Annotated in this window: 11 protein-coding genes; 2 read left to right on the top strand and 9 right to left on the bottom strand. The window is 48.8% G+C overall.

Going from position 1 to position 11,114, the window contains the following annotated elements; all coding sequences use genetic code 11:
* The first annotated feature begins 544 nt into the window (after nucleotides 1-544).
* A complete protein-coding gene (locus tag NNO03_RS22100; RefSeq protein WP_061068133.1) occupies nucleotides 545-925 on the top strand; it encodes a MysB family protein in 381 nt (126 codons plus the stop codon).
* Here NNO03_RS22100 and NNO03_RS22095 read toward each other — a convergent pair whose 3' ends face one another.
* The 3 genes from NNO03_RS22095 to mdoG all read right to left on the bottom strand — a co-directional run bounded on the left by NNO03_RS22095 (nucleotide 926) and on the right by mdoG (nucleotide 5,284).
* A complete protein-coding gene (locus NNO03_RS22095; RefSeq protein ID WP_271450571.1) occupies nucleotides 926-1,153 on the bottom strand; it encodes a YceK/YidQ family lipoprotein in 228 nt (75 codons plus the stop codon).
* A 74-nt stretch (nucleotides 1,154-1,227) separates the two neighbouring features.
* Nucleotides 1,228-3,756: a glucans biosynthesis glucosyltransferase MdoH gene (gene mdoH / locus NNO03_RS22090; protein WP_137383209.1), complete on the bottom strand. Its 2,529-nt coding sequence runs from the start codon at nucleotides 3,754-3,756 to the stop codon at nucleotides 1,228-1,230.
* Nucleotides 3,749-5,284 carry a glucans biosynthesis protein MdoG gene (gene mdoG, locus NNO03_RS22085; protein ID WP_137383216.1) on the bottom strand — a complete coding sequence of 512 codons (1,536 nt, stop codon included), beginning with the start codon at nucleotides 5,282-5,284 and terminating at the stop codon, nucleotides 3,749-3,751. Before mdoG ends, mdoH begins: the two co-directional genes overlap by 8 nt.
* Before the next feature lie 271 nt (nucleotides 5,285-5,555).
* Between mdoG and mdoC the strand changes: the two genes are divergently transcribed.
* Nucleotides 5,556-6,716, top strand: a complete 1,161-nt coding sequence (mdoC, locus tag NNO03_RS22080) for a glucans biosynthesis protein MdoC (RefSeq protein ID WP_271450570.1) — start codon at nucleotides 5,556-5,558, stop codon at nucleotides 6,714-6,716.
* Between the two features lie 20 nt (nucleotides 6,717-6,736).
* On the opposite strand, the gene NNO03_RS22075 is transcribed toward mdoC, so the two are convergent.
* The 6 genes from NNO03_RS22075 to csgB form a co-directional block, all read right to left on the bottom strand.
* The gene (locus NNO03_RS22075; protein WP_271450569.1) at nucleotides 6,737-8,224 is read right to left on the bottom strand and encodes a phospholipase D family protein; all 1,488 of its coding nucleotides are present in this window, start codon (nucleotides 8,222-8,224) and stop codon (nucleotides 6,737-6,739) included.
* The gene (ymdB, locus tag NNO03_RS22070) at nucleotides 8,160-8,702 is read right to left on the bottom strand and encodes an O-acetyl-ADP-ribose deacetylase (protein WP_271442730.1); all 543 of its coding nucleotides are present in this window, start codon (nucleotides 8,700-8,702) and stop codon (nucleotides 8,160-8,162) included. The genes NNO03_RS22075 and ymdB overlap by 65 nt, the downstream gene beginning before the upstream one ends.
* 100 nt (nucleotides 8,703-8,802) lie before the next feature.
* A complete protein-coding gene (locus NNO03_RS22065; protein WP_271442729.1) occupies nucleotides 8,803-9,123 on the bottom strand; it encodes a type 1 fimbrial protein in 321 nt (106 codons plus the stop codon).
* Nucleotides 9,124-9,274: 151 nt separating this feature from the next.
* A complete protein-coding gene (csgC, locus tag NNO03_RS22060) occupies nucleotides 9,275-9,607 on the bottom strand; it encodes a curli assembly chaperone CsgC (protein WP_137383204.1) in 333 nt (110 codons plus the stop codon).
* A gap of 60 nt (nucleotides 9,608-9,667) precedes the next feature.
* On the bottom strand, nucleotides 9,668-10,120 hold the full coding sequence (csgA, locus tag NNO03_RS22055) for a curli major subunit CsgA (protein WP_137383203.1): 453 nt from the start codon (nucleotides 10,118-10,120) through the stop codon (nucleotides 9,668-9,670).
* Between the two features lie 41 nt (nucleotides 10,121-10,161).
* A complete protein-coding gene (gene csgB, locus NNO03_RS22050; protein WP_048211206.1) occupies nucleotides 10,162-10,617 on the bottom strand; it encodes a curli minor subunit CsgB in 456 nt (151 codons plus the stop codon).
* Between the last annotated feature and the right edge of the window lie 497 nt (nucleotides 10,618-11,114).

Here is an 11,114-nt window from a genome sequence, read left to right as displayed (position 1 = left end):
CTGTTATTATTCATTAAATATGATGAATTCATTTTTATGCAAACCAGGAGTTTACATACGAGTTACAAATTAAATGGTTGGCGATATTATCCACATTACTAAATGTTGATGATTTCAGATGTTATCTATATCTGCTTCTTGATATCATTCTCCTTTAATTTCATGCCGTTAATTAATGTTTATCTCATCTGCCCATTGTGTTTTTTCATTGTAAGCTGTCGCAAGTTTGCTATTCAATCACCCCCTTTAAACTATAATATCCTCACGTATTGTGCTCCAGTCATAACCGCTTGAGTTTAATACATTACACCCCATTTTTAGATACTTAAGGTTTATTGTTCATGAATCGTATTGGCGGCAGAGTTCAACCCGTATTTTTGTTGTTCCGGGAAGCACCACAACCGTGTGGTTATGGTGAGAAACACCCGATGCTTCAAGCCGTTGCATGCCTGCAACTTCGCGATAAACGAATGCTTTGACAGTTCTCACCGCACCACCTATATCTTTTTATTAGGCCAATCACCCATGCGATCAGGATGCGAATATGAATGCCTTGTACCCCACCCTTGAAGAAGCCATTGATGCAGCCCGTGAAGAGTTTCTGGCTGATAATCCAGGCCTGGAATCTGACGAAGCCAGTGTCCAGCAGCTGAACGTACAAAAGTACGTGCTACAGGATGGCGATATCATGTGGCAAGCTGAATTTTTTGCCGACGAAGATGATGGCGAAGGCGAATGTTTGCCTATGCTGAGCGGTGAAGCGGCACAAAGCGTTTTTGATGGTGACTATGATGAGATTGATATTCGCCAGGAGTGGCAGGAGGAAAATACGCTCCACGAATGGGATGAGGGGGAATTTCAACTGGAGCCTCCCCTTGACACAGAGGAAGGCCAGACCGCAGCCGATGAATGGGATGAACGATAGTTATTCGTAAGGCCCATGATGTATATCGAGCGGTAATAGCAACGTATCAAACACCAGCGAAAACGGCAGATCCAGGATGGTGACATAACGCCACGCAGAGTCCCGGACGTCCCATTGTACGCCTGGATAGTATTGATTTCCGTGTCCTTGTCCGGGGATCGTCCGGCTAATAATGCTGCCGCATCCGCTCAGAAGAAAGACTATCATTCCCACAGCCAGTATTCGCACTGGATACCCCATGACTTTTATATTCAGTATAAAAAAATACCGGCGCCAGGCCGGTATTTTTACGTTTCACACGCTTATTTTTTCCTGAGCGCCAGTGGGTTCAGGGTAATCCCCTGATAATAATTAACCCATGAAGAATACTTATCTGGTGAATTCCAGACGCGATAATGTAAACGCGCCATGGTCACCGGATCGCTTAACAGAACCAGGCGGCGATCGCGATTCAGTTTCTCCGGCGTTTCATTCAGCGCCTGCTCGACATGCCGATCACGTGCAATTTCAAGCACGTTACTCGCACGATGGCGCGCAGTAGCCATTGCCGTTGCCAGCGCGTTAAACGACGGGTTAAACACGGCGTGCATGAAACCATCATCCAGCGAACGATTACGGTTCAGCTCCAGATAGTTATCCGTGTCCACCAGCACCTTCGGCGGAGAATACTCTTCCGGGATCAGGAACAGTTTCCAGCGTTTGGTACGTAACCCAACCGTTGAGCGGCTGGAAATGACGGAAACAAACGGCGACAGGATTAGTGAAAAGACAATCGGAGCCAGCCAGAACAGGAAACGCAGATCCAGCCAGGCCATCCCTACTGCCCACACCAGACCCAGCAACAGCTGAGAGCCGTGACGCATAAACGCCTCGCCCCACGGAGTGGAGTCGTCATCGCGTTGCGGCGAGTTCCACACCACCTCCCATCCGAGGAAGGCACTCACTACGAAAACAGTGTGGAACAGCATACGCACCGGTGCCAGCAGCACGGAGAACAGAACCTCCAGCAGCAGCGACAGCGTGACGCGAATAAATCCACCGTATTCTTTCGTGCCTTTGCACCAGATAAGCAGAATACTTAGCAGCTTCGGCAGGAACAGCAGCACCATCGTTGAGGCAAACAACGCGATAGCCAGCTCAGGACGCCACTGCGGCCAGACCGGGAACAGCTGACGTGGTTGCAGGAAGTACTGCGGTTCCGTCAACGCATGGACCACCTGCAATGCGGTCGACAACGCGAGGAACATAAACCATAACGGTGCTGACAGATAGGACATCACACCGGTCAGGAACACCGCGCGATGAACCGGGTGCATCCCTTTGACCAGGAACAGACGGAAGTTCATCAGGTTACCGTGGCACCAGCGACGGTCACGCTTGAGCTCATCCAGCAGGTTCGGTGGCAGCTCTTCATACGAGCCCGGCAGATCGTAGGCAATCCACACGCCCCAGCCCGCACGACGCATCAATGCCGCTTCCACGAAGTCATGGGAGAGGATCGATCCCGCAAACGAGCCTTCGCCCGGTAGCGGTGCAAGCGCACAGTGCTCAATAAACGGTTTCACACGAATAATCGCGTTATGACCCCAGTAGTGCGACTCACCCAACTGCCAGAAGTGAAGTCCGGCGGTAAACAGTGGGCCATAAACGCGGGTAGCAAACTGCTGGCAGCGCGCGTACAGGGTGTCCATACCAGACGCTTTCGGTGAAGACTGGATAATCCCGGCATTCGGGTTCGCTTCCATCAGGCGTACCAAACCAGTCAGACAGTCTCCGCTCATCACGGAGTCAGCGTCCAGCACCACCATATAGCTATACTGGTTGCCCCAGCGACGGCAGAAGTCATCAATGTTACCGCTTTTACGCTTCACACGGCGACGACGGCGGCGGTAGAAGATCTGTCCTTCGCCCTGCACTTCAGCAATCAGCTCCATCCACGCCTTTTGTTCCGCGACGCAGATATCGGGGTTGTAGCTGTCACTCAGAATGTAAACATCGAAATGCTCCGCATTCCCCGTGGCTTTAACCGACTCCCACGTAGCGCGCAGGCCCGCAAATACGCGGTCAACGTCCTCGTTACAGATAGGCATGATTAGCGCGGTACGATGCTCGGGATTCAGCGGTTCATCCCCTACCGTTGAGGCAGAAATACTGTACTTGTCACGCCCAATCAGCAACTGCAGGAAGCCCATCAGCGCGGTCCAGAAACCGGCTGATACCCAACAAAAAAGCACGGCAAACAAAATGAGGATACCGGTCTGTAGCACATAAGGCAGCAACTGCATAAAGGAAACCCACAGGTTCTGCCCCATCATATCCGCCGGATTAATGAACGCCCATCCCTGATAAGGAAGGATCGTCTTCATATACCAGGTCGCTACGACCGTTTGCGCCAACGTTAAGATCAACAGCGTATAACGGCGGATCGTGCCAACGGTACGCCATTTCTGCTCACTCTCTTGTTCTTCTTTCGTCAAACGAGAAAGATAACGCGGTGTGACATCGCGCCCGCGCAGGCGATCCCAAAAACGGCCAACCGGGTTTGTACGCCAGGGATCGGGAAACATTGAAGTACGTGTTGCTTTCGGCATTGCCTGCAGCTGGTCACGCCCTTCGTCATCCTTTATCAACTGATCTTTGGCCAGAGAGTCTGGCCAGGCTTGCTCAAGGCGAGCTTTTACAGAACCCTGCGGTGAATCATCTTCGCGCGAGTAAGTACGGTGCTCGGCATCCAATGCCTGATGAACGGCGCGGATGTCAGTTTTCGGCAGTGCCGCTTTTTCGATATCCGAAAGCGGCATTGCGTCAATATACTCAGTTGTCTTATTCATTGGCAGGTAACTGGTAGCTCCAGGTTTCACTCAACGGCTGATCGGCATTGGCCAACGCAGCACGCATTTCAGTGGTTTTCTTCGCATCTTTCACTTTCACGCGCAGCATCAAACGCCAACCTTTCGTAACCGGGTTGTAACGCACAGTGCTTTCCACGATTTCACCGTTGTCGCCAATGCTGGTTTGCGCGGTAATCGGGGTGTCCTGCGGCAGCTTTTTCATCTCGGTGCCGGTGAAATCCACCACAAACGCGATAGTACCGTCAGGCTGACGAATGAGATTGGATTGTTTGACATCCCCTGTGGAACGGCGAGTCTGTTGCACCCAGGCATTTTCTGGCGCATGAAGCTTATCTTCATCACGCGTAAACGTCAGGGTGTACTTAAAGTTCATCTCTTTGCCTGCTTCCGGCAGTTGATCCGGCGTCCAGTAGGCAACGATGTTATCGTTTGTTTCGTCGTTAGTGGGGATCTCAACTAATTCAATTTTGCCTTTACCCCAGTCACCTTTTGGCGTGATCCAGGCACTTGGGCGCAGGTCATAACGATCGTCGATATCTTCGAAACGGGAGAACTGACGTCCACGTTGCAGCAGGCCGAATCCTTGCGGGTTTTCCATCGCAAAGCTGCTCACCGCGAGATGTTTCGGGTTATTCAGCGGACGCCAAATCCACTCGCCGTTGCCAGCATGGATAGACAATCCGTTTGAGTCGTGCAGTTCAGGACGATAATTTGTCGTCGGAGAAGGCTGGTTCGGCCCGAACAGGAACATACTGGTTAACGGAGCTACGCCCAGTTTGCCCACTTTATCGCGCAGATAGACTTTGGACTGAACATCCACAACCGTGTCACGGCCAGGAATAATCACAAAGCGATACGCCCCGGTCGCGCGCGGGGAATCCAGCAGGGCATAAATGGTTAAACGTTTGTCAGTCGGTTTTGGACGCTCGATCCAAAACTCACGGAAGCGGGGAAACTCTTCACCAGAAGGCAGAGCGGTATCTATCGCGAGGCCACGCGCAGACAGACCATAGACCTGGCCTGCACCAAGTACGCGGAAATAGCTGGCACCGAGCATGCTGACGATTTCGTCGTTTTTATCTTTGCTGTTGATCGGATACAGCACTTTGAACCCGGCGAAACCGAGATCTTTTACCGTGTCTTTATCATGCTGAACATCGCCAAAATTAAAGTAATCCGGGCTGTATTTGATTCTTTTCACCGCAGTGGCGGTGACTTCGTTAATCTTGACCGGCGTGTCGAAGTACATCCCCTGGTGGTAGAATTCGAGCTTAAATGGGGTCTTGAGATTGCTCCAGTACGCTTTGTCGCGATTAAACTGGATCTGCTGATAATCCGCATATTTCATGTCGCGGAAAACGGAGGGCAAGTTACTTTTTGGCGCCTCGTAGCCTTTATCGGCTAAGGATTGAGCTTGCTTTGCAACATCATCAATACTGAACGCCCAGCTCGATGATGTGTACAGCGTTAACATTACTGCTGCACCCAACCAACGCATTTTCATCATTTGTAGTTTATGTTTCATAATTAGTAAGCACTTCCCCCTTTGTGTGCTTATATTGATCCGATCCATTTTAATGGATAATCGGGTATTCCGACAACTGAATCCCTGTATTGTTCGCGTGCTGGCTCATGGTTTAAGCAGGTTCGCCTACCTGTTTTCACTTTGAGTGCTTATCCTGGAGACAGGTTGTTGGACTTCGTGTAGGGTTGCCTTCGAATGTAACCATAATTCGTCTTAGGGATAAGACGAAAAGTCTGAGAATACGTAACTGTCTATGAGCTCTGTATCTCCACCGCGTGAATATTTCCTGGATTCCATCCGTGCCTGGCTGATGTTGTTGGGAATTCCCTTCCATATCTCGCTGATCTACTCCACACATACCTGGCATGTGAACAGCGCGGAACCGTCATGGATATTGACCCTCTTTAACGACTTTATTCATGCATTTCGCATGCAGGTCTTCTTTGTTATTTCGGGTTATTTTTCATACATGCTGTTTTTGCGCTACCCCTTAAAGCGGTGGTGGAAAGTGCGTGTTGAACGCGTGGGGATCCCTATGCTGACCGCGATCCCGCTACTCACGCTGCCGCAATTTATCATGCTGCAATATGTGAAAGGCAAAGCCGACAGCTGGCATACTCTCAGCGGATACGATAAATACAACGCTCTGGCATGGGAGCTGATTTCTCATCTGTGGTTTTTACTCGTCCTTGTCGTTTTAACAACCGTGAGTATGTGGGTGTTTAGCCAAATGAAACACCGGTTGACGAGCCCCGATGGCATCAGCACTTCCACGGTATCGATGACGAAACTGACGTTGATTTTTTTGTTGCTTGGCGTCGGATACGCCGCCGTCAGAAGAACAATTTTTATCGTCTACCCGTCTATTCTCAGCGATGGCATGTTTAATTTCATCGTCATGCAAACGCTGTTCTATGTGCCGTTCTTTATGCTCGGCGCGCTGGCGTTTATCAATCCGCAGCTGAAAGCACTGTTCACAACGCCCTCGCGCGGCTGCACGTTCGGTGCGGCATTCGCTTTTGTGGCTTATCTGCTCAATCAACGCTATGGAAACGGCGATGCCTGGATGTATGAAACCGAATACGTGATAACGATGGTGATGGGACTGTGGATGGTTAACGTCGTCTTCTCGCTCGGCCACCGTTTATTGAATTTCCAGTCAGCCCGCGTCACCTATTTTGTCAATGCATCACTGTTTATCTATCTGGTGCATCATCCGTTAACGCTGTTTTTCGGTGCCTATATCACACCGCACATCACATCAAATCTGCTGGGTTTTCTCTGTGGGCTTCTGTTTGTGGTCGGGATTGCGGTGATATTGTACGAAATCCACTTGCGGATACCGGTGCTGAAGTTCCTCTTTTCCGGGAAACCCATCGCTAAGCAGGATAAAAACAAAGCCATTGCCGGATAGCAGGGCTGTGATTGCATGGTTCAGAGCAGCCATTCAATCGGTAATACAGAGGCAAGCCTCACCAAAACCCGCTTCCAGAATCCTGTGGCGGGTTCTTTTTTCACTACCCGTTCACAGCCGCCAGGACAATCTACCCAGTTTATCCGGCCCCAGCGATCCAGGCGCAATTGCCAGGCCACATCACGCTGACTTTGCATAAAGCGTTTATGAATCAATGACGCCAGCACTTCACTCTCAATCACAAATCCCATTTCCGTGTTGAGCAACGTTGAGCGCGGATCAAAATTAAGCGAGCCGATGAAGACTTTGCGGCCATCAATACTGAAGGTTTTCGCATGCAGGCTGGAGCCTGAATTCCCGGTCAACCCGCGATCGTGCACCACTGCGCCGCGATCGCGGGTTGGTTTTAGTTCATACAGTTCTACACCATAGCGCAGTAATTTTTTCCGCCAGCGCGCATATCCTGCATGCACAATTGCCACATCATTCGCTGCCAACGAGTTAGTTAAAATAGCAATCTTTACCCCTTTTCTGACCAGGCGCAGGAGCTGTGCGACTCCGGCACGTGTCGGCACAAAGTAAGCAGAAATTATATCAATGCGCTCAGTGGGTGAACCCATGACGTCAAACAAACGCTGCGGTAATAGCGAGTGACGCGGAGCCTTCCCCTCTCCTTTTGCTGGATCGTCACTGAGCAGTCGCGTTTTGGCCCAAATCAGCGACAGTGATCCCTGATCGAGATGCGTCATAAACTGGCTGGTCTCCAGTTTGTGCAAATAGCGTCGGGTAATATCGTCGTTATACCAGGATTCAGGCAGTTCAATGCGTTGGAGCGTTTCTGACTCAGACAACGCCAGGACTTTTTGTAACGTTGAAACTGACTGACATTGCCAGTAGCGCTCAAAATCATCCGCGACCTCTTTCACCACCGGTCCGATGGCCATCACGTCAAGATCGGAAAACAACGGTTCTTCACCCGCACCAAAATAGGCATCTCCGATATTACGCCCGCCAACCAGCGTCACGACACCGTCCGCGGTATAACTTTTATTGTGCATGCGGCGATTGAGCCGGGCAAAATCGGTTAAATACCCCACCGCGCGAAGGATGCGAAATGAGAAGGGATTAAACAGGCGGACTTCAATATTCGGATGGTTATCCAGCAGACGCAGCGTGTCATCAAGGCCCGGCGTGTTGTTATCATCCAACAGCAAACGAACCCGTACCCCACGTTTTGCTGCTGCCAGCAGAACAGAAAACAGCAGCAGCCCGGACATGTCGTTCTCCCAGATGTAATACTGCACATCCAGCGTTCGTTCCGCCATTTCTGTCAGCCGATAACGGGCTGCGAAAGCATCCAGACTGTCATCCAGTGCCAGAATGCCGCACTGGTCAGGATGGCTTACGCACAATGGGGTAATGGCACGCTCAAGTCGCGTCATATCAGGCCGTGTTATCATCGCCTTGTTGGGTGAGTAATCTCTTGTATAGTCTGGCATTTTCCTCATCAAAACACACGAAGTAGATTTGATCAGGTAGCGCACGGCGGATGATAAATTTCAGCACCGTATTCACCGCTATCTCCGCCGCCGCCGCACGTGGATATCCATAGGCTCCGGTGCTGATAGCCGGAAACGCAATAGATTGATAACCATTGGCCAGTGCCAGTTGTAATGAATTGAGATAGGCCTCTTCAAGGCGTTCAGCTTCATGATGATTGCCGCCCTGCCAGACCGGCCCAACAGTGTGGATCACCGCTTTGGCGGGAAGATTTCCCGCCAGGGTGATAACCGCATGACCGGTTGGGCATTCGCCCTGTTGCTGTAATACCTGCTTGCAGGCTTCCAACAGTGCAGGTCCAGCTGCGCGATGAATCGCTCCATCAACGCCGCCGCCGCCCAGCAGCGAGGAGTTGGCTGCATTGACAATCACATCAACGGCGATTGTCGTAATGTCGCCCTGTAAAACATGAACACGCGATTGCATAAGTTCCCCCTGACAAAACACTCTCTGTTAAGTGTACAGCAGGGTTTTCTATGAAATCTCACTTTTTAACCATACAGGTGCATATCTACTCCAGAACGATTCATTTATATTCAATATTAAGAATCGCCAGATTTTTCTGTTCATTAAGGTACTGCATTTTCACACTGGCAATCTGCTGGAGGCTTTGAGGGGCCATCGCTATCTGTTGTGTGTTATAGCGACTACTCCGTAACTTGCCGTCACGTATACATGACAATTCAATCTGTTGTTGTTGCGAGTTCACCTCGCAAGGTGATTCAACTATTGCGCCACGGAAATGGATAATTCCGCCAGGTGTGATTTGCTGCGCCGTTGCGGAGAACATAAAAAAAGAAGTAACACATAAACTGGTACTTAAAATACGTTTTAATAAGGTGCTCATAAGGGTTCCTCAATGATAAACCATCCTTGAGGGATCGAAGTGATCCTTCACCGCTGCGATTAATGACCAAATAAAAACGTTTTCACGTCTCTATATTCATAGAACAGCACCGCTGTCCCAGCCACACCCTTAAAGCAAATACAATAAAAAATCATGAACGACTGCTTGAATCAGGCCACTGCTGGGACAGATGCAATGACTGCCCATCCGAAACGGTAACAACAATGTTGACCGTATCCTCAGGTGAAATATTAAAGCTCAGTTTTGTTAATTCAATCGGCCGATTAGCAGGGATCGACAGGCTTGTTTTCTGTTGTGTTTGGCTTTGTCCCCCCGACCCTTTACGTATGGCAAGAACTTGAACCTGACACACGCAGGGTTGAGATAACGTCACCTGCGGAATAATGGTATACATCTCACCTTGCTGGGTCGTATTAAAGGTTATTTGATTTGAAAGCGCGGCAATAAGTAATAGCGTATGCATAATATGCTCCCGAAAAAAAACAGGGCTTTCGCCCTGTTTATTATCAGTCATAAAACTGAATTAGTGCTGGTTAGCTGTCGCATTGTTGCCATAACCAACCTGCTGAATCAGAACATTCGAGTCAGATGCAGTCTGATTAACCACCGCACCGTTACGACCACCGAACTGAGTTACACTGATGTCAGCATTTTTTGCATTCCACTGATTAATATCAGCGCTGTTCTGGAAGCCAGTCTGTTTCAGGCTAATGGTACTGTCATCAGCACCTTGCCCGACGGTAGCACCGTTACCATGTCCGTGTTGTGTGATGGTCACGTCTGATTTACGTGCATCACTTTGCAGCGCATTCGCAACGTTACTTGACCCATATTGGTAAATACTCAATGAAGAGTCCGGGCCATAATTACTGCCACCGTTATGGTGACCATTGCTGTTCAATTGCGGAACAAGGCCTGCCAGAGCACTGCCAGAAACTACGATTGCTGCGAATGCTGCCACTTTTAAAAGTTTCATGGTAAAACCCCCATCGGATTGATTTAAACGTCGTTCACGGATTAGCGTTGAGTAACGCGAATTGCCATTTGCGACTGTCTCTGCACCACAACTGCTGTTTTTTGTGTACCGTACTGGGTAATATTTGCTTTATTACCAGAACCTTTCTGGATAATCATCGCTGTATTACCGTAAGAACTTTGTTTAATACTCGCATCATTGGAGCTGCCCGTTTGATCAATATATGCAAAATTATATGATCCTGTCTGATCTGTTCTCGCCCGGTTACCTGAACCTTCTTGCGAAATGACCGACAATAACTTGCTGCCCTCCTGGCGAGTATTTGCACTGTTAGCAGTGCCAACCTGACCAATAATGGCTGCCTGATTAAATGAAGACTTACTTAATTCATTTACCGCAAAGTTATATTCTGAATTAGCTAAATCATAACTGGTTGCGGATGCAATCCCAGGCACACCCAGTATTGTAAACATCATAAATAACAACTTGTTTTTCATGCTGTCACCCTGGACCTGGTCGTACATGAAGTTAAATTAATTACCACTCAAATTGTTGTTAACATGACTTACATTTGTTAACGCCACGTTACGATGAAGAGTATGTCCGTTGAAACATTTTAAATAACTCACCCGCGAGTGGTATTTTTATATCCAGATTCACACCAAAGTACTAATTAACAGTGAATAACACCGCTACAGGTATAGGTTTTATTTTTATTTCACCATTGGGGATGAATTTCTATGCAGTCGCTAACAACGTGCACTTTCCACGATTTCAGGGCTTCGCAGCACCGCGTCGCGATAGTCATCGATGCAAGTCGTGACAAAGGTCAGTTTTTTCCGCCTAAAATTGTCCAACGTAAAGTGGTACAAAGAATTTTGAATTCATTAGAAATCTAAAACTCGATGATTATAAATCAAAACATTATAAATCAATGAATTACTATAATTTGTATGATTTTTTAAATCTATGCAGCAACGGTAAAATGTACAAC

The sequence above is a fragment of the Citrobacter sp. Igbk 16 genome, from assembly GCF_028069755.1.
Classification (GTDB): domain Bacteria; phylum Pseudomonadota; class Gammaproteobacteria; order Enterobacterales; family Enterobacteriaceae; genus Citrobacter.
The sequence above is the reverse complement of the archived record's forward strand: the minus strand, read 5'-3'. Positions and strand labels throughout refer to the sequence as shown.

Coding starts and splice junctions, on each gene's coding strand:
- NNO03_RS22100 (WP_061068133.1), top strand. CDS start 545: ATGAATGCCTTGTACCCCACCCTTGAAGAAGCCATTGATGCAGCCCGT.
- mdoH (WP_137383209.1), bottom strand. CDS start 3,756: ATGAATAAGACAACTGAGTATATTGACGCAATGCCGCTTTCGGATATC.
- mdoG (WP_137383216.1), bottom strand. CDS start 5,284: ATGATGAAAATGCGTTGGTTGGGTGCAGCAGTAATGTTAACGCTGTAC.
- mdoC (WP_271450570.1), top strand. CDS start 5,556: ATGAGCTCTGTATCTCCACCGCGTGAATATTTCCTGGATTCCATCCGT.
- NNO03_RS22075 (WP_271450569.1), bottom strand. CDS start 8,224: ATGAGGAAAATGCCAGACTATACAAGAGATTACTCACCCAACAAGGCG.
- ymdB (WP_271442730.1), bottom strand. CDS start 8,702: ATGCAATCGCGTGTTCATGTTTTACAGGGCGACATTACGACAATCGCC.
- NNO03_RS22065 (WP_271442729.1), bottom strand. CDS start 9,123: ATGAGCACCTTATTAAAACGTATTTTAAGTACCAGTTTATGTGTTACT.
- csgC (WP_137383204.1), bottom strand. CDS start 9,607: ATGCATACGCTATTACTTATTGCCGCGCTTTCAAATCAAATAACCTTT.
- csgA (WP_137383203.1), bottom strand. CDS start 10,120: ATGAAACTTTTAAAAGTGGCAGCATTCGCAGCAATCGTAGTTTCTGGC.
- csgB (WP_048211206.1), bottom strand. CDS start 10,617: ATGAAAAACAAGTTGTTATTTATGATGTTTACAATACTGGGTGTGCCT.